Raw genomic sequence first — 21,604 nt, 5'->3', positions numbered from 1 at the left:
GCCTTGCCTGCGTGGCGTGCCTGCCGGAAGAGCCGCCGCGGGCGCCGCTCATGCATCCGGCTTCCTGGTCGATGCCCGGGGTTTGCCCGGTGCCGCCTTGCGTTTCGGCGCCGGCTTCTGTGCCTGTCTCGCCCGCTTGGCAGGTTTTGGGCGCTGCCAGCCGATCCATTCGCCTTCGCCGTCGTAATAGTGAAAGCCCTGCGATGCATTGTGCAGGCCCTTGCGCAGCTCGTCGATGTCGAGACCGGGCATGTTCTGCAGAAGGGCGGGCGGAAGATGGTCGATGTTCAGCCAGTCCGCGTGGAAATAGATGTGTTCGGGAGCCTTTTCGTTGTCAACGATGATGAACCATTCGCTCTCCATGTAGTCGCCGAACCAGGGGTCGGGAAACATGGCCTGTTTGAAGGAGAAACCGAAACCGTCGATCTCGTCCCAATCCCAGTGTTCCCGCCAGCCCATGGAGCGGATCAGCTGGCTGGACCGCGTGAACCCGGTTTCGTCGAAGCGCATCACTTCGCTATCGGCTTCGACAGGCGCCGGTTCTGGTCTCGAAAACAGCTTTTTCAACAGCCGCCACATAGAGAGTCCCGCCAAGTCTATGGTCCCGCCTGTTTCGCGGGGGAATGGGTTCAGTCTGCCAGAGGGTGGTGCTCCGTGACAAGGCGGTGCAACCGCTCCTCCATGACATGGGTATAAATCTGGGTCGTTGAAATATCCGAATGACCCAGCAATTGTTGGACCGCCCGCAGGTCCGCGCCATTCTGCAGGAGATGGCTGGCGAAGGCATGCCGTAACACGTGCGGCGAGATTGCTGAAGTCACAAGTCCGGCACGAGCAGCTAAGCCTTTCAATTCGCGCGCGAAAACCTGCCGCGCCAGAAAGCCGCTTTCGGAGATTGCCGGGAAAAGCCAGGGATTGCCGGCAAGGTTCGGCAAGGCATCGCGCACGGCGAGATATGTGGTCATTGCCGTGCGGGCCTTGCCGGAGAGCGGAACCATGCGGTCTTTCGAGCCCTTGCCGCGCACCATCAGAAAGCGGTGATCGGAGCGGGCAACCGTCACCGGCAGCCCGACCAGCTCGGAAACGCGCAAGCCCGTCGCATAGAGAATTTCCAGCAGCGCATGCAGGCGCAAGGCGCGCAGATGATCGCCCGCCGGGGCCGCCGCGTCCAGGGTTTCCAGTTCGGCCCGCCCCAGCAGTTTCTCGACATCCGCCTCGCTGAGGATTTTTGGCAGCGAACGGTCCTTCCTTGGCGCGTCCAGTGTGCCCGTCGGGTCGTCGGTGCGGATATTTTCCGTATAGAGAAAGCGGAAGAACTGGCGCAGGGCCGAGAGCCGCCGTGCCTGCGATGTCGCGGCATAGCCGCGTCCGGCGATATCGTCGAGATAGGCGCGGATTGTTGCGGGCTCCGCCATGGTCAGCTGCACGCCGGTGGCGCTGGCAAAACCCGCCGCATCCTCGAGGTCGCGGCGATAGGACTCCAGTGTGTTCTGCGCCGCGCCCCGTTCGGCGCTCATCATCTCAAGAAATGTCTCTATCGCTGCTGCTGCACGCATGGCTCTACTTCGGATTGCCGGGTTTGACATTAAGCTTTTCTGCGGGAATGCGGATGGTCAGTTCCGTCTGTGTCGGATGCACGAAGGTCACGAGCGCCAGCATTCCCGCATAGACGAGCCCGGCGAGAACCGCGAGGGTGATGATCAATCGGGTCAGTGTGGGCATCAAATCGACTTTGCAAGCTGGCTTTGCGTGTTCCATAATCCTGCAACGGAAACTCTTATGAATTGATGAAGGCCAGACATAAGGACAACCCCACACTTTGCTTGACGAAAGCCCGGTTTTCCTGTCGAAACGCATTTATGAACAGCATTGACGATATTCTTGGCACAGCCCAGGTTCCGGAGTTGGCCCGATCCATCCGGGAGCGCCTGGGGCACCGGTCTATTGTGCTCGTCGGTTTGATGGGCGCAGGCAAATCCACCGTCGGTAAAAAACTGGCTTCGCTGGTCGAGCTGCCGTTTTTTGACGCCGACAACGAGATTGAAAAAGTCTCGACCATGACCATTCCCGAACTGTTCGAGGCCTATGGCGAAGCGGAATTCCGCGATCTGGAGCGCCGGGTTATCGCGCGCATGCTCGAAGACGGCCCCATCGTTCTGGCGACCGGCGGCGGCGCCTATATGAACGAGCAGACGCGCGGTGCCATCGCATCCGAAGGCATATCGATCTGGCTGAATGCGGAACTTGACGTGCTGATGAACCGCGTGGTGCGCAAGCAGAACCGGCCGCTCCTGAAAAGCGACAATCCGCGCGCCGTCATGGAACGGCTGATGAGCGAGCGCTATCCGGTCTACGCGCAGGCGGATCTGACCATTCTCTCACGCGAGGAAAAGAAAGAAATCATCGCGCTTGAAGCGATGCAGGCCGTATCGCAGCATCTGGACAACAAGGAATCCCCGCGATGAGCGCCCTGACGACAGTTCCGGTCAAACTTGGAGACCGTTCCTACGACATTCTCATCGGCGCTGGCCTGATCGAGCGCGCCGGGCAGGAGATTGCCGGGCGCACCGGCGCGGGGCGGGCGGCCATCGTCACGGACGAGAACGTTGCCGCGCTGCATCTGCAGCGCCTGGTGGACAGCCTGAAGGCCGCCGGCATCGAATCGACGCCGGTTCTTGTCGCGCCCGGTGAAAAGTCGAAAGGTTTTGCCACGCTCGAAACCGTCACCAACGCCATCCTGGCCGCCCGGCTGGAGCGGGGCGATATCGTCATCGCCTTTGGCGGCGGCGTGATCGGCGATCTCGCCGGCTTTGCCGCAAGCATTGCCCGGCGCGGCATGGGCTTCGTGCAGATACCGACCTCGCTGCTGGCTCAGGTGGATTCATCGGTTGGCGGCAAAACCGGCATCAACACGGCACATGGCAAGAACCTGGTCGGTGCGTTCTACCAGCCGCAACTGGTGCTGGCCGACACGGATGTGCTCGACACGCTCAGCCCGCGCGAATTTCGCGCCGGCTATGCGGAAGTCGCCAAATACGGGCTGATCGACCGGCCGGATTTCTTCGCTTGGCTGGAGACGAACTGGCAGGGCATTTTCGCCGGTGGGTCGGAGCGGACCCATGCCATCGCGGTATCCTGCCAGTCAAAGGCCGATGTCGTGGCGCGCGACGAGCGCGAAACCGGCGACCGGGCGCTGCTCAATCTCGGCCACACATTCGGCCACGCGCTGGAGACAGCCACGCAATACGATTCCGCCCGTCTCGTGCATGGCGAAGGCGTTGCCATCGGCATGGTCCTCGCCCACCAGTTTTCGGTTAAGATGAATCTGGCGAGCGCCGACGATGCCCGGCGGGTCGAAGCGCATTTGCGGCAGGTCGGGCTGCCGGTTTCCATCGGCGATATTCCCGGTGCCTTGCCGCCAGCGGAGAGGCTGATGGAGTATATTGCCCAGGATAAGAAGGTGACGCGGGGCACGCTGACCTTCATTCTCACCCGCGGTATCGGCCAGTCCTTTATCGCCCGGGATGTACCGCCATCCGCCGTTCTCAGCTTTTTGCAGGAGAAACACCCAAAATGAACCTGGAACTCTGGATCTTTTGCGGAATCATTTTCCTTCTGATCCTGATGTCTGGTCTTTTTTCAGGATCCGAAACCGCGCTGACCGCCGTGTCGCGCGCCCGGATGCACCGGCTCTCGAAGCGCGGCGATGACCGTGCAACGGTTGTCGAAGGTCTCATCGAAAAGCGTGACCGGCTGATCGGTGTCATGCTGATCGGCAACAATCTCATCAATATTCTTGCGTCATCCCTGACCACGAGCATGCTGCTCAACCTGTTCGGACAGGCGGGCGTTGCCTATGCCACCGCGATCATGACCGTGCTTCTGGTGATTTTTGCCGAGGTGCTGCCGAAATCCTGGGCGATTTCCAGCCCCGACCGCAATGCGCTGGCGCTGGTGCGGTTCGCACAGGTTGCCGTGTTCATCTTCGGCCCGCTGTCGGACCTCATCAACTGGATCGTGCGCCGTATCCTCGGTCTGTTCGGCATCGATCTCGGTTCGGTGAAATCGATGCTGTCGGCGCAGGAGGAACTGCGCGGCGCCGTCGATCTCCTGCACCGGGAGGGTTCGGTGGTGAAGCGCGACCGCGACCAGATCGGCGGTCTGCTCGATCTGCGCGAGCTCGAAGTCTATGACGTCATGATCCACCGGACGGATATGGATTCGATCAACGCCGATGATCCGATCGAGGAGATCATCGGCCAGATTCTGGCGAGCCACCATACCCGCATTCCGGTCTGGCGCGGTGACAACGACAATATTGTCGGTGTCGTGCATGCCAAGGACCTGGTGCGGGCCATCCGCGATTCCAACCGGGATTTCTCCAAGATCAACATCATGAAGGTGGCGACCAAGCCCTGGTTCGTGCCCGATACGACAACCCTGCAGGATCAGCTCAATGCCTTCCTGCGCCGCAAGGCGCATATCGCCATCGTCGTGGATGAATATGGCGATGTGCAGGGCCTGATCACGCTCGAAGACATTCTCGAGGAGATCGTCGGCGATATCGCCGACGAGCATGACATCGACGTTCAGGGCTGCCGCCCCCAGCCGGATGGTTCGGTATTGGTTGATGGCTCCGTCCCGATCCGCGACCTCAACCGGGCGCTCGACTGGAACCTGCCGGATGCGGAGGCCACGACCATTGCCGGTCTCGTCATCCACGAAACCCAGAGCATCCCCACGGAAAAACAGGCATTCACCTTCCACGGCAAGCGCTTCACCGTGCTGAAGCGGGAAAAAAACCGCATTACCCGGCTTCGTATTCGACCTTTGGAGGATGACGAAAAGGGCAAAACCAGTTAAGCTGCCGCCACTGGTTCGATTATTTTAAGATATTGTTTTTTCAAACGCTTTCCTGCGCATAAGCTAGGAGCTGCATGCATATTGTTATTGCCATTTTAAGTGGAATTGCCGCGATTTTTTACTGGATGTTCCGGCTGCAATGGGCCGCTCGTTCCATTCGGGATCTGGACAGAAATACGCCTCGTCTGAGAAACAGGAGCAAGCGGGCATTTGACCGTCTCGTTGGTTCGCGTCATAGCCGGATCCGTGATCCGCGGCTGGCGGCAACCGTGCTGATGATCCAGCTCGTGCGCACCGGTGCGCCGCTGACCCAGGCTGAAAGACGGCAGATCATCGCGCTGGTGGCCGGTCCGCTGGGGATCGGCGATCCGGATGCGATGTTTCGCAAAGCCTGGCGCTATACCAGACGCCGGGGTTCGTTCCCCTCGATGGCTGACGATATGGTGCCCATGCTGCGGGTGCGCCTGAGCGTGGACGAGCGTTTTCAGCTGATCGGCATGCTGTGGCAGACTGCCGCCGCCTATGGCGGGGAGAGCGAGCTGCAGGCGCAGATGATCGCCCGCCTGCAACGGCAACTGATGCAAAGCGAGGATGTTTAGGCAGGAAAGCCTCTAGCGGCGTGTCGCTTCGCCGGGAGCCGCCGGTTCCAGTGCGAGCGCGTGGACACTGCCGGCCAATTCGTCCTTCAGCACCTCGTTGATCGCCCTGTGCCGCGCGACGCGCGACAGGCCGGCAAAAGCTTCTGCGACAATGCGCACGCGAAAATGCGTTTCACCCGAACCGTCGAATGTGGCATGATGCCCGCTGTCTTCATGATGGTGGCCGGCATGAAGGTGGCTCTCGTTGATAACGGTCAATGAAACAGGATGAAAAGCCTGCGTCAGTTTGTTTTCGATCGCTGACTGAGTGGACATTTCGTTCTCCTGCGCCCATATGGTAGTTTCATTTGGCAAACCCGTACATGATCACAAATTTACCGCCATTTCAGGCGTTAGGTTGATCCATGGGCAATTGTCAATTCTTGTCTTGTAAACCAATCCGTTGATAATCGTACGCAATGACCTCAAATTCGAAATATTTTGACAGCATCCGCATCCGCCCGAAAAAGGTGGAAGAGGAGAAATCGCGCATTCCCGTGTGCCAGTGGGATGGCTGCGACAAGCCGGGTCCGCACCGTGCACCGGTTGGGCGCATGAAGGAAGGCGAGTTCTTTCATTTCTGCATCGATCATGTCCGTGAATACAACAAAGGCTACAACTATTTTTCCGGTCTCTCCGACGCGGAAGTCGCGCGTTATCAAAAGGAAGCCCTGACCGGCGACCGGCCGACCTGGACCGTCGCGGGCCTGCCCGGCAGCGGCGCTGGCGCCAGCGCGGCGGCTGCCGCGTCCGGCGGTGCCAAGACGTCGCCGGACTTTTCCAAGCTGCGCTCGGGCCGGGCCGCCTATCAGAACCGTTTCCGTGATCCGAACAGCGTGTTCGGTGATGCACGGCCGAGTGCGCGCCTGCGCAAGGCCAAGCCTTTGGAGGCAAAAGCGCTGGATACTCTCGGTCTTGATGTAAAAGCCACTGGCGAAGACATCAAGTCGCGCTATAAAGAACTGGTGAAGCGCCATCATCCCGATGCAAACGGCGGTGATCGGGCTTCCGAGGATCGTTTCCGCGACGTTATCCAGGCTTATCAATTGCTCAAACAGGCTGGTTTTTGCTAAGGACCATGTTTGGCTGAATTCGAAGCCTCCCGTCGAGGCTTCATGGGTGTGACTATCTTATTGCGTCTGCGCGTGCAGTCGCGCTGGAGGCATGATGAATAAGGTTGATCGCGATATTGCGAATTTGCCGGATACTACGGTTTCTGCCGCAAAGCTTTTCGGATTTGATACCGACATGATGGTCCCTGCCTACAAGGCAGGCGATGCTTACGTGCCGGAGACCGATCCGGATTATCTGTTCGACAAGCAGACCACGCTGGCCATTCTGGCCGGGTTTGCCTTCAACCGGCGCGTCATGGTGTCCGGCTACCACGGAACAGGCAAGTCGACCCACATCGAACAGGTCGCCGCCCGCCTCAACTGGCCGTGCGTGCGCGTCAATCTCGACAGCCATGTGAGCCGTATCGATCTCGTCGGCAAGGATGCCATCGTCGTCAAGGACGGTATGCAGATCACGGAATTCCGCGACGGTATCCTGCCATGGGCCTATCAGCACAATGTGGCGCTGGTGTTCGACGAGTATGATGCCGGCCGTCCGGACGTGATGTTCGTGATCCAGCGCGTGCTGGAATCGTCCGGCCGCCTGACCCTGCTCGACCAGAGCCGCGTGATCCGTCCGCATCCGGCCTTCCGCCTGTTCGCGACAGCCAACACCGTCGGTCTCGGCGATACAACCGGCCTCTACCACGGCACGCAGCAGATCAACCAGGCGCAGATGGACCGCTGGTCCATCGTGACGACGCTCAACTATCTGCCGCATGACAACGAAGCCGCCATCGTTCTGGCCAAGGCCAAGCACTACCAGAACAAGGAAGGCAAGGAGATCGTCTCGAAGATGGTCCGCGTTGCCGACATGACCCGTGCCGCCTTCGTCAATGGCGATCTCTCCACGGTGATGAGCCCGCGTACGGTCATCACCTGGGCTGAAAATGCCGATATCTTCAAGGACGTCGGTTTCGCCTTCCGCCTGACCTTCCTCAACAAGTGCGATGAACTGGAACGTCCGATCGTTGCCGAGTTCTATCAGCGTGCGTTCGGCAAGGAACTGCCGGAGTCGACGGCCAATGTGGTCATAGGCTGAGCGTCATCAGAGCATGGCGGGCCCGGGAGACAATTCACGCACAAATCCGAAAGGCCCGGTTGATTCCGAGCCTTTCAAGCGCGCGGTTACGGCCTGCATGCGGGCCATTGCCGGTGATCATGAAATGGAAGTCGGGTTTGGCAATGATCGCCCGGCCCTGACGGGGCATCGGGCGCGTCTGCCCGACCTGCCCAAGCGTCCGACGGCGAACGATATCGCGGTTACCCGCGGCATCGGCGATTCCATGGCGTTGCGCAAGGCATGCCACAACGACCGCATTCATGCGACGCTGGCGCCGGAAGGCAAGCAGGCGCGTGCCATTTTCGATGCGGTCGAACAGGCGCGCGTCGAGGCAATCGGTGCCCTGCGCATGGACGGCATGGCCGAGAATCTCAGTTCGATGCTGTCGGACAAATATTCCCGCGCCAATTTTCCGGCCATCACCGACAAGGCCGAAGCACCGCTGGAAGAAGCGATTGCGCTTGTGGTGCGCGAGAAGCTGACGGGCCGCAAGGCGCCTGAATCCGCAGGCAACGTCGTCGACCTCTGGCGTGACTGGATCGAGGAAAAGGCGGCGGCCGACCTCGAGCATCTCGGCGACAAGATCAACGACCAGAATGCTTTCGCCCGCGTCGTCCGCGAAATGCTGGCCTCCATGGAGATGGCCGAAGAGCTGTCGCAGGAAAGCGAGCAGGACGAGGACCAGGAAAACAACGAGGACACACCGGAGCCCGAAGAGAACAACGAGGGCGGTTCCGACGAAGACCAGGGCAGTGATGCATCCGAGGATGATGATTCGGAAAGCTCCAGCGACGACAGCCAGTCGGGCGAGACCGAGGCGGCTGATGCTTCCTCCGATGAGATTGACGACGATGCGGATACGGATGCGGAGATGCCCGGCGAGGCACGCCGTCCGAACCAGCCGTTTTCCAATCTCGGCAGCGAAAGCGGCTACAAGGTCTTCACCCAGGAATTCGACGAGACCACCGATGCGGAAGAACTGTGCGACGATGCGGAGCTGGAACGCCTCAGGGCTTTCCTCGACAAGCAGCTCGCCAATCTTTCCGGTGTCGTGGGTCGGCTGGCCAACCGCCTGCAGCGGCGCCTGATGGCGCAGCAGAACCGTTCCTGGGATTTCGATCTGGAAGAGGGTTATCTCGATTCGGCGCGTCTCGTGCGCGTGGTCATCGATCCGACGCAGCCGCTGTCCTACAAGCAGGAGCGCGATACGGATTTCCGCGATACGATCGTTACCCTGCTGATCGACAATTCCGGTTCCATGCGCGGCCGTCCGATCACGGTCGCGGCGACCTGCGCCGACATTCTGGCGCGCACGCTTGAGCGCTGCGGCGTGAAAGTCGAGATTCTCGGCTTCACCACCAAGGCGTGGAAGGGCGGGCAGGCGCGCGAGGCGTGGCTGGAGCGCGGCAAGCCCGCCAATCCCGGCCGCCTCAACGATCTGCGCCATATCGTCTACAAGCGTGCCGATGCCCCGTGGCGCCGTTCCAGGCGCAATCTCGGGCTGATGATGCGCGAAGGGCTGCTGAAGGAAAACATCGACGGCGAAGCCCTGATCTGGGCGCATCAGCGTCTGTTGGGCCGGCCGGAGCAGCGCAAGATCCTGATGATGATTTCCGACGGCGCGCCGGTCGACGATTCCACCCTGTCGGTCAACCCCGGCAATTATCTCGAACGGCACCTGCGCGCCGTGATCGAAGAGATCGAGACGCGCTCGCCGGTGGAACTGATCGCCATCGGCATCGGCCATGACGTGACGCGCTATTACCGGCGCGCGGTGACCATCGTCGATGCGGAAGAGCTGGCGGGCGCGATGACCGAGCAGTTGGCATCGCTGTTTGAAGAGCAGGAACAGCGCCGCGCCGCGGGCAAATCTGCCGCCCGCAAACATTGAGATGAACCGTATGACGCTGCTTGCTCGGCGCATACGGTTCATTCTTCTTCCGGTTCTGGGGCCCGCGGTCGTCGCGGCGGCCGATTCGATCCCGCAGAGAAATCTTTATCTGGAGTCCCGGTTGGCCGAATAGATCGCCGGCGCGAAGACGGCAAGAATGGCGCCATAGGGCACCAGCATCACCACGGCCATGACAATCTTCACCATCAGGTCGCCGAAGCCGAGCGACATCCACAGCGGGATATCCTTGCCGAGGAAAGGCACCAGCACGGCGAGCGACGAGTCGGCACGTCCCGTCGCCAGGTCGATCCAGGCGAACTGGGCGGCAAAGGCGATGGAGAAAAACAGCAGCGTATCGAGCAGCGAACCGAACACGGCGGACGCGAACGGCGCTTTCCACCAGGTCAGCTGGCGCAGCTTGCTGAAAACGGTGACATCCAGTAGCTGGGCGCAGAGAAACGCCGAGCCCGAGGCGATGGCGATGCGCGGCGTTGCCAGCCAGACCGACAGAATCACCGCGATGACGAAACCGGCATAGACGACCTTGCGGGCGAATTGCGGTCCGAAACGGCGATTCGACAGGTCATTGACGAGGAAGGCAACGGGATAGGTGAAGGCGCCGTAGGTCAGGATTTCGCTCAATCCAAGGTGATTGAACGGGTACTGCACCAGAATATTGGAGGCAGCCACGACCAGGCACATGGCGAGGACGGGGAAAATGAAATCCGACAGGGAATAGGCGCGCGAAAGCGGCATTTTTTTATCCTGGGTAATGGAACCAGCAACAATAAGGCCAGCATGCGCTGGCCTCAAGCGATTAGGATGTCAGAGCCGTGCTGGCCGATCAGGCAGCAACAGGCGCTTCAGCCGACTTCTTGGCAATCTGGCGCTTCAGGAGGCGGGCACGCTGTGACAGCTCCTTCTCGTCAGCCTTGTTCAAGAATGCATCCAGACCACCGCGATGTTCAACGGTGCGCAGGGCATGGGCCGAAACACGCAGACGGAAGCTCTGACCGAGAGCTTCGGAGATCAGCGTAACGTGGCAAAGGTTCGGCAGGAAGCGGCGGCGCGTTCTGTTGTTCGCGTGGCTCACATTGTTGCCGTACTGTACCGATTTAGCGGTCAATTCACATGTGCGGGACATTGGGTCTCACCTTCAAAATTCATTACCTATAGCCCGAATGTTCTTGTTACCATCACACGTCGCCGTGCAGCGGCGCGCATATCGGACAGGCGGCCTATTGGGAAGTCGCGTTTCTATAGTGATATGAGCCGCGCGCGTCAAGTGTGCTTCTGCTCCGGTTTTGTGTATTTAACGGACTTGTCGCAATGTTTAACACAACTTTGCCTGCTTTGTACGGTCTCACCACAGGCAATTCACACGTGCGTGATGCAATTTGAAGGAGCGGGACATGACTGGTCTCATTCGGCGGCCCGGCTGCGGATATGCTGCGATTGCCGCAGGGATACTGCTCTTTGCGGGGGCGCTTCCGGCGCGCGCCGAGGAAGTCTACAAATCCGATTACCGGGTTTCGCTGCTCGGCCTGACGATTGCCAAGGCAAATTTTTCAACCAGTGTTTCGGGCGGCGCCTATACGGTATCGGGCGGCCTGAGAAGCTCGGGCCTCGTGACCGTCTTCGACGACACCAAGGGCAATATCGATGTCAAAGGCCAGTTTGGCAAAACCGGCCCGCTGCCGAACTCCTATCTGGTCAAGTACCGGCACGGCAAGAAAGACAAGAGCACGTCGATTGCCTTCGCCAATGGCAATGTGACGGAAACAACCAATGTCCCGCCGGTCAGGAAGAAGGACAAATGGGTGGAGCTTGAGCCAGCGGCACTGCAGGGCGTGACCGATCCGATCTCCGGCGTCATGGTTGCGGCGGACAGCATCGGCCAGGTCTGCACCCAGACCCTGCATCTCTACGACGGACAGACGCGGGTCGACCTTCAGCTCTCGCCATCCGGGAGCCCGCAGCCGTTCTCCACCAAGGGTTTCAAAGGGGATACGATCACGTGTTCGGTCAAGTTCATTCCGGTCGGCGGCTACCAGGCTGGGCGCGACGCGATCGAATATCTGAAAAACAAAAGCAAGATCAGTCTCACCTTTGCATCCCTCGGCAAGTCCGGTATCTATTCGCCGGTGCAGGCGAAGATCGGCACGCAGATCGGAACGGTGACCGTTTACGCGACCCGTTTTGAAAAAATGCAATGATGCGGCAGGGGCGCCGCTCTTTCGAATGGGGGCGGCGCGTGGCTACATCTGTCGGGTTTCTTGCGGTTATCATGTGGGCGATGCTCGCGCTGTTTACCGATGTCTCCGGCAAGGTGCCGCCGTTTCAGCTGACGGCCATGACCTTCGCCATCGGCGCCTGCCTTGGCCTGTTGTCCTGGCTCTGGCGGCCGGGTGCGGCGCAGCACCTGCGCCAGCCGGCAAAGGTCTGGGCTCTCGGCGTTGTCGGCCTGTTCGGCTATCACTTCCTGTATTTCACCGCCCTGCGCAACGCGCCGGCCGTTGATGCCAGTCTCATCGCCTATCTCTGGCCGCTGTTCATCGTGGTCGGCTCGGCGCTGATGCCGGGCGAGCGCCTGCGCTGGTTCCACGTACTGGGAACCCTTTTGGGACTGGCCGGCACGGTGCTGATCGTCACCAAGGGCGGCAGTGTCGGCTTCGAGGCGCAGTATGCCTTCGGTTACGCCATGGCCGGGCTTTGCGCCCTGACCTGGTCCGCCTATTCGCTGCTGTCGCGGCGTTTTGCCAGCGTGCCGACCGATGCGGTGACCGGTTTTTGCGTCGCGACATCGGTTCTGTCGCTGATTTCGCATCTGGCGCTGGAGCAGACCGTCTGGCCCGAATCGCTGATGCAGTGGCTGGCCGTGCTGGGGCTCGGGCTTTTCCCGGTGGGCGCGGCCTTCTATGCCTGGGATTTCGGCGTCAAGCGCGGCAATATCCAGGTGCTGGGTGCATCGAGCTACGCGGCGCCGCTGCTGTCGACGCTTGTCCTGATCGCGGCGGGGGCCGCCGAACCGACGGTGCGCGTCCTTCTCGCCTGCCTGCTGATCACCCTTGGCGCCGTGCTGGCCGCCAAGGAGATGATTTTCCGGAAACGGGTTTAGGTCCTGACCCTAGGGCTCCCAACCCGGCTCGGCCAGCTCGAACTGGGCGAAGTCGAAGCCCGGTGCAACCGTGCAGCCAACCAGCGTCCAGTCGCCAAGTGATTTGGCTGTCTGCCAGTGTCCGGCGGGGACAATGCCCTGCGGCCGCTCGCCGGCTATGATATCCATGCCGAGCCGGTGGACCTCATGCGGCGCGCCTTCGGTTGCAATGGTCAGTTGCAGCGGTGCCCCACCATACCAGTGCCAGACCTCGGCCGCGTCTTTTACCCGGTGCCAGGCGGAAACCTCGCCTTTTTCCAGGAGGAAGTAGATGGCGGTGGAATGGCCGCGCCCGCCCACCGGCCAACCGTTCTGGTTGTCGCGAAACATCTGGATATAGGCGCCGCCCTCAGGGTGCGGCTGCAGCCCCAGCGCGGCGCGGATCTGCTCAGCGGTCAACGTCATCAGAAATTGTCCTTGCGCTTGCGGATTTCGGTGAAAACGGCCTCGTCGCTGGCGTTCTCCAGCTTCAGGTTGCGGCGGATCGCCGGGTCATGCCAGCGCAGGAACGGGTTGGTTGCCATTTCGCGCAGCAAAGTGGTGGGTAATGTCGGCAGGCCGGCCTCGCGCAGGGCAAAGATTTCCCTGGCGCGTTCCTTTAGCGCCGAATTGTCCGGATCGATCGACAGGGCAAACCGCGCATTGCTTTCGGTATATTCGTGCCCGCAATAGATCTGCGTGTCGACCGGCAGCTTGATGAGATGGTTGAGCGACCGGAACATGGTTGCCGGGGTTCCCTCAAACAGGCGCCCGCATCCGAGCGAGAACAGCGTGTCGCCGGTGAAAACAACCTTGGCTTCGGGGATATGGTAGGAAATCTCGCCGGCGGTATGGCCGGGCGTGGAAATGACGAACACGTCGAAATTGCCGAAGCGGAAGCGGTCGCCATGTTTCAGCGTGCGGTCGATGCCGGGAATACTGGCCTTTTCCGCGTCCGGGCCGAGGATTTCGAGCTTGAACCGCTTTTTCAGCGCAAGGTTGGCGCCGACATGATCATTGTGGTGATGGGTCGAGAAAATATGAGTCAGTGTCCAGCCGCGGCGCTTGAGCGCGTCGAGCACGGGCTTTTCCTCCGGGGCATCGATGGAAGCGGTGAGATTGGCATCGGGGTCGTGGATCAGCACGCCGAAATTGTCGCTGAGCGCGGTGAACTGTTCTATCTGCAGATTTGACATGGGGCCGGTCCGGTTTGTGCGTTGCGATCAGGATAGCCAGCTGTCCGGCAGGCGCAACCCGTCTCCAAGCCATTTTCTTGATGTTATGATTTGCCGTGTTAGGTTGAATGCATGCATCTCGATATCATCGACCTCCGCGCCTTCTATGCTTCCACCCTCGGCCACCTGACCGAGCGGGCGATTACCATGGCCCTTGCGCCGATCTGGCCGAAACTGCCGGGCGAACGGCTTGTCGGTCTTGGCTATGTCGTGCCCTATCTCGACCGGTTTCGCGGCGACACGGAGCGGACATTCGCCTTCATGCCTGCGGGGCAGGGCGCGGCGAGCTGGCCGCCGGCGGAAGCGTCGTCAACGGCGCTGGTGTTCGAGGAAGACCTGCCGCTGCCGGATTCGGCGGTGGACCGTATTTTGATGGTGCATGCGCTGGAGCATGCGGAAGACCCGCGCGAGACACTCAAGGAAATGTGGCGGGCGCTTGCCCCGAACGGGCGGCTCGTCATCATCGTTCCCAACCGGCGCGGCCTGTGGGCGCGCTTCGAGCACACACCCTTCGGCAGCGGACGGCCCTACAGCCGGGGGCAGTTGATCCGCCTTCTGCGGGAAACCAATTTCACGCCGGGTCCGTGGGCCGAGGCACTGTTCTTCCCGCCATCGTCGCGGCGCTGGATCATGCGCCCGTCCAGCCTGTTCGAGCGCGTGGGACGGCGTTTCTGGCCGGTGTTCTCCGGCGTTCTCATCGTGGAGGCGCAAAAGCGCATCTATCAGGGATTGCCGGTCGCCCAGCGGTCATCGCGGCGTGTCTTCGTGCCGGTGCTCTCGCCGCAGGGCACGGCCATGCGGCGGGACGGCCCGGACGGGAATTGAGCCGCCGGCGGGTTGGTGCGTGGTTCGACAAGCTCACCATGAGGGACGTTGTTGATGACGAAGCCAGTCGGATATGTCGCAGAATATGACTCCCTGCAATCCACTCCCTCCCTCATGGTGAGCTTGTCGAACCACGCACTGTCTAACCATCTGCAATGAGAGGGTTCAGCGCCGCAGCAGGAACACCGCCTGCTGGCCGAAGAGGTTCCAGAAACCCCAGGGCATGTTGAAGCCGATTCTCTGGCCGAAGGCATTGAGTGCCACGGCCGTTTCCACCTGCGCGCCGATCTCCCTCGTCATGTCGACGAAGTCGTTGATGGTGCAGAAATGGATGTTGGGCGTATCGTACCAGCTGTAGGGCAGCTCTTCCGTCACCGGCATGCGGCCGTTGACGAGCAGCGAGGCGCGCATGCGCCAATGGCCGAAATTCGGGAAGGAGACGATGGCCTTCTCACCGATGCGCAGCAGTTCGGTCAGGACATTCTTCGGGTTGCGCGTCGCCTGCAATGTCTGCGACAGGATCACATAGTCAAAACCCGCATCGGGATAGTATTTCAGGTCGCTGTCCGCATCGCCCTGGATGACCGAGAGACCGCGCGCCACGGATTCGTTGACGCCCTTCTGCGACAGCTCGACGCCGCGTCCGTCGACATTCTTGGTGTTCTGCAGGAGTTCCAGCAGTTCGCCGTCGCCGCAGCCGACGTCGAGCACCCGCGCGCCGGGGTTGACCAGCGAGGCGATGACGTCGAAGTCGACGCGCGAAGTGGTGTTCACGCTCATGGCTGCAGGAGCCCCCTGGCACGCGCCGCGGAGCGGATGAAGCCATTGATGGCCGAGAACATTTCCGGCTCGTCGAGCAGGAAGGCGTCATGGCCGCGGTCCGTTTCGATCTCGACGAAGGAGACGGAGGCACCGGCGGCATTCAGCGCATGGGCAACGGTGCGGCTTTCGCTGGTCGGAAACAGCCAGTCGCTGGTGAAGGAGACAATGCAGAACCGTGTCTTCGATCCGGCGAAGGCATCGGCCAGCCGTCCCTCATGCTCCGCCGCCAGGTCGAAATAATCCATGGCGCGGGTCATGTAGAGGTAGGAGTTGGGGTCGAAGCGCTCGACGAACGACATGCCCTGATGGCGCAGGTAGCTTTCGATCTGGAAATCCGCGTCGAAACCGAAGGTCACATTCTGCCGGTCCTGCAGGTTGCGTCCGAATTTGCGGTGCAGGGCGGTTTCGGAGAGATAGGTGATATGCGCCGCCATGCGGGCCACGGACAGGCCCTTGCGCGGAATGGTACCTTCTTCCAGATAACGGCCTTCCCGCCACTCCGGGTCCGCCATGACGGCCTGGCGGCCCACTTCATGGAAGGCGATGTTCTGCGAGGAGTGGCGCGCGCCCGTGGCAATGGCGACGGCGGCAAAAACCCGGTCGGAATGGCTCGATGCCCATTCCAGAACCTGCATGCCGCCCATGGAGCCGCCGACCACGGCAAAAAGCTGTTTGATGCCGAAATGATCGACCAGCATGGCCTGCGCCCGCACCATGTCGGCAATGGTGATGATCGACAGGTCGAGCGCGTAGGGTTTGCCGGTTTCGGGATTGATCGAAGCCGGGCCGGTCGAACCGAGGCAGCCGCCGAGCACATTGGAGCACAGAACGAAGAAGCGGTCCGTATCGATGGGCTTGCCCGGGCCAACGAGGGTTTCCCACCAGCCGTTCTTGCCGGTCACGGGATGCACGTTGGCAACGTGCTGGTCGCCGGTCAGCGCATGGCAGATCAGGATGGCATTCGACTTGTCGGCATTGAGCGTGCCGTAGCTCTGATAGGCGATGCGGAACGGGGAAAGCACGACGCCGCTGTCGAGATGCAACGGCTTGTCGGCGCCAAACTCCACCACGGGGCTGTGGGGATTTGTCGCTTCCTGGCTTCTCTGATCGGGACTGGCGGACGGGCTGCTGAATTTCGTCATTTTCGCGCGATTTTAGCTTTGTGGGCGGTAGCTATGGTCGCGCAACCGGCAAAGTCAATGGTTTCTTTGATTTTCTGGACTTGGCGCCACAAGTTTGGCTCGACATCGCGCCTGTTGGCGGCTATGCCCCGTGGCTTGAGCCATTGCCTGCGATGACCATCGATTTCAACGATGTTACGGATCTTGTGAATCATGACAACGACATTGAAAGACACGCGCCCCACACCAAAACCCGGTGTTCTCGACATTGCCGCCTACGTCCCCGGCAAGGAATCGGCCCCCGGCGTTGCCAAGGTCTACAAGCTCTCTTCGAATGAAACCCCTCTGGGCGCGAGCAAGCACGCGACCGAGGCCTATCACGCCGCTTCCGCGCGCCTTGAAATCTACCCCGACGGCCAGGCCACCCAGCTGAAGCAGGCGATTGCCGACGTGCATGGACTGAATGCCGACAACCTGCTGTGCGGCAACGGCTCGGACGAACTGCTCGGCCTGTTGTGCCAGACTTACCTCTCGCCCGGCGACGAGGCTGTTTACACCGAGCACGGATTCATGGTGTACAAGATCTACATCATGGCAGCCGGTGCGACGCCCGTCGTGGCCAGGGAAAAGAATGAGCAGGCGGACGTCGATGCCATTCTCGCCGCTGTCACGCCGCAGACCAAGATCGTGTTCCTGGCCAACCCGAACAATCCGACCGGCACCTACATTCCCTTCGAGGAAGTGCGCCGACTGCATGCGGGCCTGCCGAAGAACGTCCTGCTTGTTCTCGATGCAGCCTATGCGGAATATGTGCGCCGCAACGATTACGAAGCGGGTATCGAGCTCGTCTCGTCGTTCGAAAATGTCGTGATGACCCGCACCTTCTCGAAAATCCATGGCCTTGCCGCCCTGCGGATCGGCTGGATGTTCGCGCCGGCGCATGTCATCGACGCGGTCAACCGCATCCGCGGGCCGTTCAACCTGAATTCCGCCGCCATTGCGGCCGGTGCTGCCGCTGTCCGCGACCGTGCGCATGTCGACAAGGCTGTTGCCTTCAACGATACATGGCTGCCGTGGCTGACAGAACAGCTGTCGGGGCTGGGCCTGCGCGTCACGCCGTCGGTCGGCAATTTCCTGCTCGTGCATTTCCCGGACGATGCGGCGAAATCGGCCGACAAGGCAGACGCCTATCTGACCAGCAGGGGCTATATTTTGCGCCGTGTTGCGGGCTACGGATTCCCCAACGCGTTGCGCCTTACCATTGGATCCGAGGAAGCCAATCGCGGCGTAGTCGCTGCACTCTCCGAATTCTTGAAGTAAACAATGTCCAAAATCCATTTCGATACCATTGCGCTGATCGGCATTGGCCTGATCGGTTCGTCGCTGGCGCGCGTCATCAAACGCGAAGGCCTGGCAGATCACATCGTCATCTCGACCCGCAGCGAAAGCACGCTGCAGCGCGCCGAAGCGCTGGGTCTGGGCGACAGCTATGTCCTCGACAGTGCGGAAGCGGTCAAAAACGCCGATCTGGTCATCATCTCCGTGCCCGTCGGCTCGTCCGGCGATGTTGCCCGGCACATTGCCGGATCGCTGAAAGCCGGCGCCATCGTCACCGATGTCGGCTCGACCAAGGGATCGGTCATCGCGCAGATGCAGCCGGAACTGCCGGCGCATGTGCATTTCATCCCCGGCCATCCGCTCGCCGGTACGGAATATTCCGGACCGGATGCGGGTTTTGCCGAGCTCTTTGCCAACCGCTGGTGCATCCTGACACCGCTGGACGGCACCGATCCGGTTGCCCTCGACCGGCTGACGAAATTCTGGGAAGCCTGCGGCTCGCGGCTCGATACGATGGACCCGGTGCATCACGACCGGGTGCTGGCCATCGTCTCGCACCTGCCGCACATCATCGCCTACAACATTGTCGGCACGGCGAGCGACCTGGAAGAAGTGACCAATTCGGAAGTGATCAAATACTCCGCCTCCGGTTTTCGCGATTTCACCCGTCTTGCCGCGTCGGATCCGACCATGTGGCGTGACGTGTGCCTGCACAACAAGGATGCGATCCTTGAAATGCTGGCGCGGTTTTCCGAGGATCTCGCCTCGCTGCAGCGGTCAATCCGCTGGGGCGATGGCGATGCGCTGTTCGATCTCTTCACCCGCACCCGTGCCGTCCGGCGCGGGATCATCGATGCGGGTCAGGAAGTGGACGCCCCCGATTTCGGACGCCAGAAGGCGGGTGCCAAGAGCGCCTGACCGCACTGTACCGGCTATACTTGCCCTCACAGCGAGGGCAGGCGGCCGATGCTGATGAAGCCGACCGACATCTTGCCGTTCTTGACCGAGACGGGAAGTGTCGGCGCGCCGCTTGCATCCTTCGGTACGAAGGCCATGGCCTGCACGACGGATGAAATGATCTTGTCCTGACCGGGGAAGATGCTCTTTGCCGTATTGGCAACGCTTTCCGGGTTGCGCAGGGTGATCTTGAAATCGCCGCTGATACGTCCGTCGTCCGCCACGGAGAAGGGCCCGGATATGGCGATGCCGCTGCCGTCGGGCAGGGCGAGATCCACATTGCGCAACAGGCCGGACTGTCCGCGCAGGATGCTCAGATCACGTTCCGTCTTGCCGATCAGGGCAAAGCCGTTTGCCATCTGGATATCGGCGGCGCCGGTCAGTTCGGGCAGCGGCTTGTCGTAGACCGTGTTGTCGGCAACCTTCAGGCTGCTGAACGACAGGGCGATATCCATGACCGGCTCCATGGCGCGGAAATGCAGCTGGCCGTCCTTCAGGGTGGCAAACGGCGTGCCGGCACCGGACGGGTTGTGCTGGGTGACGACGATATTGCGGCCCTGCACCGACAGGCGTTGCGGAATGGGCTTGTCCAGCCGTACGCTGGATTTCAAATTGTCCCAGTTCAGGTCCAGCGGCGGCATGCCGGGAGCGCTGACGGCAGCCGGGCCGTCGATCTCGCTGACGATGTGCAAGGGTGCATAGACCTGCGCGGCGGAGCGGAAGGCACCGGCACTGACGGAAACATTTTTCGCCTGGTCGACCCATGACACCTTGGAGCAGTTGAGGCCGAGGCGGAACGGGTAGCCGCTGGCCGCCGCATTGTCGCAGGCGGCGTTGATGCCCTTGGCCTGCAGCCCGGCGATATTGGCGGCAACCCGCGTTTCCAGCATGTTGGCTACGTAGTACCACCCGCCCGTATAGAGCAGGCCGACGAGGACGATACCTGCGGCCAGGAAGCGGATACGCCGTCCGGCATTGTAGGGTTTGTCGGCAGTGCTTGACGTCATGGTCCGGGTCTCGCTATCGGTCAGGGAAGAAGCTTCGCAATGAAGTACAGCTATCAGGACGGATATGGGCGATTTTTGGGTCTTTGGCTACGGTTCTCTGATGTGGAAGCCAGGCTTTGCACATGTTGAAACCATGCATGCGCGCCTGCACGGCTACCGGCGGGCGTTGTGCGTGCATTCCTACGTGCACCGCGGCACGCCGGAACGGCCGGGGCTTGTGCTCGGTCTCGATCATGGCGGTTCCTGCCTCGGCCTGGCCTTCCGGGTTCCCGGCGAGCTTGAAGACGAGGTCGTCGCCTATCTGCGCGAGCGGGAACTGGTCACCAATGTCTATCTGGAAAAGCGGCTGGCCGTCCATCTGAGGGATGGCCGCAGGGTCGAGGCGCTGACCTATGTGGTCGACCGCAGGCATGTGCAGTATGCGGGGGCGCTGACGGTTGAACAGGCCGCCGCCACGGTGCGCGGCTCGGTCGGCCAGTCCGGCCGCAACGAGGATTACGTGCACAATACGCTGGAGCACATGCGCAAGATGAATATCCGCGACCACTGGTTTGAAACCCTGGTCGCCGCCATCGACCGCAATCCCGGCTAGGGATCAGGTCGTAATTTTACCAGTTGCAGCAGCTGCCGTGCGTGGTTCGACAAGCTCACCATGAGGGAGGTGGTTTAGCTGCATTGCTAATCACAAACGTTGCAGAATGCAGCTCTCTGCAACCCTCACCCTCCCTCATGGTGAGCTTGTCGAACCACGCACCATGGGTGTTGCGGACCCCGGAAATCTCAGACCGTTACCCCGAGCTCCTTCAGCCGCTGCACCGCCGTCGGCGGCAGGGGCGGCGGGTTTTCGGAGCGGGCCGCCTCGATCAGCAGTTCATCACACGCGGCTTCCGTCACTTCCTGCAATTTTTTCAGGAAGCTCTCGGCGTCGAGGCCCGGCTGGATCGGCGGCAGGATGCGGCAGCGGATCGTGCCGGGAAAGCGGCGGAACTTGCGGCGCGGCCAGTACAGACCGGCGACATGGGCGATCGGCAGGACCGGCACGCCAAGCTCGGTATAGATATGCGCCACGCCGTATTTGTAGGCGGGCGGTGCACCCGGTGCGGTGCGGGTGCCTTCCGGATAGATCATCAGCTGGCGGCCCTGGGAAACGGCGTCCCGCGCCCCCCGGATCGCCGTCTTCATGGCGACCGAGCGTTTGCCCCTGTCGATCGGCACCATCTTCATCTTGAGGATGTACCAGCCGAACAGCGGAATCCACATCAGCTCGCGCTTGAGAATATAGACGGGATCGGCGATCTGCGGCAGGAAGGCATAGGCATCCCAGAACGATTGATGTTTGGGCGCGCAGATGTAGGGACCATCGGGTATGTTCTCGATACCCTCGATCACGTGATCCGTGCCGGCCAGAACCTTCTGCAACCAATGGTTGGACCTTGCCCAGTTCTTCGGCACGCTCCAGGCATTCCTGCGGGAGCTGAGGAAGTAATAGGGCGTGAAGATGATCATCTGGATGATCAGGTTGAGATAGAAGGCGATATTGAAGACAATTGATCGGATGATCGTCATCGGGGTCCCGGTCATGGCGGTTGGTCAGGC

The 21,604-nt window shown here is 61.1% G+C and carries 25 protein-coding genes; 13 read left to right on the top strand and 12 right to left on the bottom strand.

All coding sequences use genetic code 11. The annotated features are described in order from the left end of the window. Positions 1–48 precede the first annotated feature (48 nt). Genes ACZ5FP_RS00420 through ACZ5FP_RS00410 form a run of 3 tightly spaced genes read right to left on the bottom strand, consistent with a single transcriptional unit; the run spans position 49 to position 1,722 of the window. Positions 49–594 (bottom strand): hypothetical protein, encoded by a 546-nt coding sequence (locus ACZ5FP_RS00420; RefSeq protein ID WP_464661546.1) that lies wholly within the window; start codon positions 592–594, stop codon positions 49–51. A 35-nt stretch (positions 595–629) separates the two neighbouring features. Then, complete coding sequence (xerD, locus tag ACZ5FP_RS00415; RefSeq protein ID WP_464661545.1) at positions 630–1,556, bottom strand: site-specific tyrosine recombinase XerD; 927 nt, start codon at positions 1,554–1,556, stop codon at positions 630–632. Between the two features lie 4 nt (positions 1,557–1,560). Continuing rightward, positions 1,561–1,722, bottom strand: coding sequence for a histidine kinase (locus tag ACZ5FP_RS00410; protein WP_223613573.1), 162 nt, complete (start codon positions 1,720–1,722; stop codon positions 1,561–1,563). Positions 1,723–1,859: 137 nt separating this feature from the next. Between ACZ5FP_RS00410 and ACZ5FP_RS00405 the strand changes: the two genes are divergently transcribed. The 4 genes from ACZ5FP_RS00405 to ACZ5FP_RS00390 all read left to right on the top strand — a co-directional run bounded on the left by ACZ5FP_RS00405 (position 1,860) and on the right by ACZ5FP_RS00390 (position 5,462). Further along, entirely contained in the window at positions 1,860–2,465 is a 606-nt protein-coding gene (locus ACZ5FP_RS00405) for a shikimate kinase (RefSeq protein ID WP_464661544.1), read from the top strand. After that, entirely contained in the window at positions 2,462–3,577 is a 1,116-nt protein-coding gene (gene aroB, locus ACZ5FP_RS00400; RefSeq protein ID WP_464661543.1) for a 3-dehydroquinate synthase, read from the top strand. The genes ACZ5FP_RS00405 and aroB overlap by 4 nt, the downstream gene beginning before the upstream one ends. After that, entirely contained in the window at positions 3,574–4,863 is a 1,290-nt protein-coding gene (locus tag ACZ5FP_RS00395) for an HlyC/CorC family transporter (RefSeq protein ID WP_223613570.1), read from the top strand. The genes aroB and ACZ5FP_RS00395 overlap by 4 nt, the downstream gene beginning before the upstream one ends. Before the next feature lie 74 nt (positions 4,864–4,937). After that, complete coding sequence (locus ACZ5FP_RS00390; RefSeq protein ID WP_464661542.1) at positions 4,938–5,462, top strand: TerB family tellurite resistance protein; 525 nt, start codon at positions 4,938–4,940, stop codon at positions 5,460–5,462. A gap of 12 nt (positions 5,463–5,474) precedes the next feature. Here the strand turns inward: ACZ5FP_RS00390 and ACZ5FP_RS00385 are convergent, their stop codons facing one another. Continuing rightward, a complete protein-coding gene (locus ACZ5FP_RS00385; RefSeq protein WP_223613568.1) occupies positions 5,475–5,777 on the bottom strand; it encodes a BolA family protein in 303 nt (100 codons plus the stop codon). A 143-nt stretch (positions 5,778–5,920) separates the two neighbouring features. Between ACZ5FP_RS00385 and ACZ5FP_RS00380 the strand changes: the two genes are divergently transcribed. The 3 genes from ACZ5FP_RS00380 to cobT all read left to right on the top strand — a co-directional run bounded on the left by ACZ5FP_RS00380 (position 5,921) and on the right by cobT (position 9,567). Next, positions 5,921–6,574 carry a J domain-containing protein gene (locus ACZ5FP_RS00380; RefSeq protein ID WP_105734507.1) on the top strand — a complete coding sequence of 218 codons (654 nt, stop codon included), beginning with the start codon at positions 5,921–5,923 and terminating at the stop codon, positions 6,572–6,574. A 94-nt stretch (positions 6,575–6,668) separates the two neighbouring features. After that, complete coding sequence (gene cobS / locus ACZ5FP_RS00375) at positions 6,669–7,655, top strand: cobaltochelatase subunit CobS (protein ID WP_464663124.1); 987 nt, start codon at positions 6,669–6,671, stop codon at positions 7,653–7,655. A gap of 13 nt (positions 7,656–7,668) precedes the next feature. Next, positions 7,669–9,567, top strand: coding sequence for a cobaltochelatase subunit CobT (gene cobT, locus ACZ5FP_RS00370; RefSeq protein ID WP_464661541.1), 1,899 nt, complete (start codon positions 7,669–7,671; stop codon positions 9,565–9,567). Positions 9,568–9,672: 105 nt separating this feature from the next. Here cobT and ACZ5FP_RS00365 read toward each other — a convergent pair whose 3' ends face one another. Together ACZ5FP_RS00365 and rpmB are read right to left on the bottom strand one after the other, a co-directional pair. Continuing rightward, entirely contained in the window at positions 9,673–10,323 is a 651-nt protein-coding gene (locus ACZ5FP_RS00365; protein WP_464661540.1) for a VUT family protein, read from the bottom strand. A gap of 88 nt (positions 10,324–10,411) precedes the next feature. Then, positions 10,412–10,711 carry a 50S ribosomal protein L28 gene (gene rpmB, locus ACZ5FP_RS00360; protein WP_091879976.1) on the bottom strand — a complete coding sequence of 100 codons (300 nt, stop codon included), beginning with the start codon at positions 10,709–10,711 and terminating at the stop codon, positions 10,412–10,414. Between the two features lie 268 nt (positions 10,712–10,979). On the opposite strand from rpmB, the gene ACZ5FP_RS00355 reads away from it, so the two are divergent. Together ACZ5FP_RS00355 and yddG are read left to right on the top strand one after the other, a co-directional pair. Then, positions 10,980–11,783: a DUF3108 domain-containing protein gene (locus tag ACZ5FP_RS00355; RefSeq protein ID WP_464661539.1), complete on the top strand. Its 804-nt coding sequence runs from the start codon at positions 10,980–10,982 to the stop codon at positions 11,781–11,783. Between the two features lie 71 nt (positions 11,784–11,854). Continuing rightward, entirely contained in the window at positions 11,855–12,685 is an 831-nt protein-coding gene (yddG, locus tag ACZ5FP_RS00350; protein WP_464663123.1) for an aromatic amino acid exporter YddG, read from the top strand. Between the two features lie 9 nt (positions 12,686–12,694). On the opposite strand, the gene ACZ5FP_RS00345 is transcribed toward yddG, so the two are convergent. After that, on the bottom strand, positions 12,695–13,129 hold the full coding sequence (locus tag ACZ5FP_RS00345; protein WP_464661538.1) for a cupin domain-containing protein: 435 nt from the start codon (positions 13,127–13,129) through the stop codon (positions 12,695–12,697). Further along, positions 13,129–13,899, bottom strand: a complete 771-nt coding sequence (gene gloB, locus ACZ5FP_RS00340) for a hydroxyacylglutathione hydrolase (protein WP_464661537.1) — start codon at positions 13,897–13,899, stop codon at positions 13,129–13,131. Before gloB ends, ACZ5FP_RS00345 begins: the two co-directional genes overlap by 1 nt. A gap of 111 nt (positions 13,900–14,010) precedes the next feature. On the opposite strand from gloB, the gene ACZ5FP_RS00335 reads away from it, so the two are divergent. Further along, complete coding sequence (locus tag ACZ5FP_RS00335) at positions 14,011–14,763, top strand: class I SAM-dependent methyltransferase (RefSeq protein ID WP_464661536.1); 753 nt, start codon at positions 14,011–14,013, stop codon at positions 14,761–14,763. A 165-nt stretch (positions 14,764–14,928) separates the two neighbouring features. On the opposite strand, the gene metW is transcribed toward ACZ5FP_RS00335, so the two are convergent. Beyond that, positions 14,929–15,543 carry a methionine biosynthesis protein MetW gene (gene metW / locus ACZ5FP_RS00330; RefSeq protein WP_223613559.1) on the bottom strand — a complete coding sequence of 205 codons (615 nt, stop codon included), beginning with the start codon at positions 15,541–15,543 and terminating at the stop codon, positions 14,929–14,931. Continuing rightward, entirely contained in the window at positions 15,540–16,727 is a 1,188-nt protein-coding gene (gene metX / locus ACZ5FP_RS00325) for a homoserine O-acetyltransferase MetX (protein WP_464661535.1), read from the bottom strand. The genes metW and metX overlap by 4 nt, the downstream gene beginning before the upstream one ends. A gap of 192 nt (positions 16,728–16,919) precedes the next feature. Between metX and hisC the strand changes: the two genes are divergently transcribed. Then, positions 16,920–18,026 (top strand): histidinol-phosphate transaminase, encoded by a 1,107-nt coding sequence (gene hisC / locus ACZ5FP_RS00320; protein WP_464661534.1) that lies wholly within the window; start codon positions 16,920–16,922, stop codon positions 18,024–18,026. Positions 18,027–18,029: 3 nt separating this feature from the next. Next, a complete protein-coding gene (locus ACZ5FP_RS00315; RefSeq protein WP_403180816.1) occupies positions 18,030–18,962 on the top strand; it encodes a prephenate/arogenate dehydrogenase family protein in 933 nt (310 codons plus the stop codon). A gap of 26 nt (positions 18,963–18,988) precedes the next feature. On the opposite strand, the gene ACZ5FP_RS00310 is transcribed toward ACZ5FP_RS00315, so the two are convergent. Further along, positions 18,989–20,008, bottom strand: a complete 1,020-nt coding sequence (locus ACZ5FP_RS00310; RefSeq protein WP_464661533.1) for a DUF2125 domain-containing protein — start codon at positions 20,006–20,008, stop codon at positions 18,989–18,991. Between the two features lie 64 nt (positions 20,009–20,072). On the opposite strand from ACZ5FP_RS00310, the gene ACZ5FP_RS00305 reads away from it, so the two are divergent. Then, positions 20,073–20,600, top strand: a complete 528-nt coding sequence (locus ACZ5FP_RS00305) for a gamma-glutamylcyclotransferase (protein WP_464661532.1) — start codon at positions 20,073–20,075, stop codon at positions 20,598–20,600. A 188-nt stretch (positions 20,601–20,788) separates the two neighbouring features. Here the strand turns inward: ACZ5FP_RS00305 and ACZ5FP_RS00300 are convergent, their stop codons facing one another. Continuing rightward, positions 20,789–21,574, bottom strand: coding sequence for a lysophospholipid acyltransferase family protein (locus ACZ5FP_RS00300; protein ID WP_346305833.1), 786 nt, complete (start codon positions 21,572–21,574; stop codon positions 20,789–20,791). Positions 21,575–21,604 lie beyond the last annotated feature (30 nt).

The organism is Phyllobacterium sp. T2-21 (genome assembly GCF_055378485.1).
This window is presented reverse-complemented; position numbering and strand designations above follow the sequence as displayed.

Excerpts from the sequence above, each read along its gene's own strand:
- xerD (WP_464661545.1), bottom strand. The coding sequence starts at position 1,556 with ATGCGTGCAGCAGCAGCGATAGAGACATTTCTTGAGATGATGAGCGCC.
- ACZ5FP_RS00410 (WP_223613573.1), bottom strand. The coding sequence starts at position 1,722 with ATGCCCACACTGACCCGATTGATCATCACCCTCGCGGTTCTCGCCGGG.
- ACZ5FP_RS00405 (WP_464661544.1), top strand. The coding sequence starts at position 1,860 with ATGAACAGCATTGACGATATTCTTGGCACAGCCCAGGTTCCGGAGTTG.
- aroB (WP_464661543.1), top strand. The coding sequence starts at position 2,462 with ATGAGCGCCCTGACGACAGTTCCGGTCAAACTTGGAGACCGTTCCTAC.
- ACZ5FP_RS00395 (WP_223613570.1), top strand. The coding sequence starts at position 3,574 with ATGAACCTGGAACTCTGGATCTTTTGCGGAATCATTTTCCTTCTGATC.
- ACZ5FP_RS00390 (WP_464661542.1), top strand. The coding sequence starts at position 4,938 with ATGCATATTGTTATTGCCATTTTAAGTGGAATTGCCGCGATTTTTTAC.
- ACZ5FP_RS00385 (WP_223613568.1), bottom strand. The coding sequence starts at position 5,777 with ATGTCCACTCAGTCAGCGATCGAAAACAAACTGACGCAGGCTTTTCAT.
- ACZ5FP_RS00380 (WP_105734507.1), top strand. The coding sequence starts at position 5,921 with ATGACCTCAAATTCGAAATATTTTGACAGCATCCGCATCCGCCCGAAA.
- cobS (WP_464663124.1), top strand. The coding sequence starts at position 6,669 with ATGAATAAGGTTGATCGCGATATTGCGAATTTGCCGGATACTACGGTT.
- cobT (WP_464661541.1), top strand. The coding sequence starts at position 7,669 with ATGGCGGGCCCGGGAGACAATTCACGCACAAATCCGAAAGGCCCGGTT.
- ACZ5FP_RS00365 (WP_464661540.1), bottom strand. The coding sequence starts at position 10,323 with ATGCCGCTTTCGCGCGCCTATTCCCTGTCGGATTTCATTTTCCCCGTC.
- rpmB (WP_091879976.1), bottom strand. The coding sequence starts at position 10,711 with ATGTCCCGCACATGTGAATTGACCGCTAAATCGGTACAGTACGGCAAC.
- ACZ5FP_RS00355 (WP_464661539.1), top strand. The coding sequence starts at position 10,980 with ATGACTGGTCTCATTCGGCGGCCCGGCTGCGGATATGCTGCGATTGCC.
- yddG (WP_464663123.1), top strand. The coding sequence starts at position 11,855 with ATGTGGGCGATGCTCGCGCTGTTTACCGATGTCTCCGGCAAGGTGCCG.
- ACZ5FP_RS00345 (WP_464661538.1), bottom strand. The coding sequence starts at position 13,129 with ATGACGTTGACCGCTGAGCAGATCCGCGCCGCGCTGGGGCTGCAGCCG.
- gloB (WP_464661537.1), bottom strand. The coding sequence starts at position 13,899 with ATGTCAAATCTGCAGATAGAACAGTTCACCGCGCTCAGCGACAATTTC.
- ACZ5FP_RS00335 (WP_464661536.1), top strand. The coding sequence starts at position 14,011 with ATGCATCTCGATATCATCGACCTCCGCGCCTTCTATGCTTCCACCCTC.
- metW (WP_223613559.1), bottom strand. The coding sequence starts at position 15,543 with ATGAGCGTGAACACCACTTCGCGCGTCGACTTCGACGTCATCGCCTCG.
- metX (WP_464661535.1), bottom strand. The coding sequence starts at position 16,727 with ATGACGAAATTCAGCAGCCCGTCCGCCAGTCCCGATCAGAGAAGCCAG.
- hisC (WP_464661534.1), top strand. The coding sequence starts at position 16,920 with ATGACAACGACATTGAAAGACACGCGCCCCACACCAAAACCCGGTGTT.
- ACZ5FP_RS00315 (WP_403180816.1), top strand. The coding sequence starts at position 18,030 with ATGTCCAAAATCCATTTCGATACCATTGCGCTGATCGGCATTGGCCTG.
- ACZ5FP_RS00310 (WP_464661533.1), bottom strand. The coding sequence starts at position 20,008 with ATGACGTCAAGCACTGCCGACAAACCCTACAATGCCGGACGGCGTATC.
- ACZ5FP_RS00305 (WP_464661532.1), top strand. The coding sequence starts at position 20,073 with ATGGGCGATTTTTGGGTCTTTGGCTACGGTTCTCTGATGTGGAAGCCA.
- ACZ5FP_RS00300 (WP_346305833.1), bottom strand. The coding sequence starts at position 21,574 with ATGACGATCATCCGATCAATTGTCTTCAATATCGCCTTCTATCTCAAC.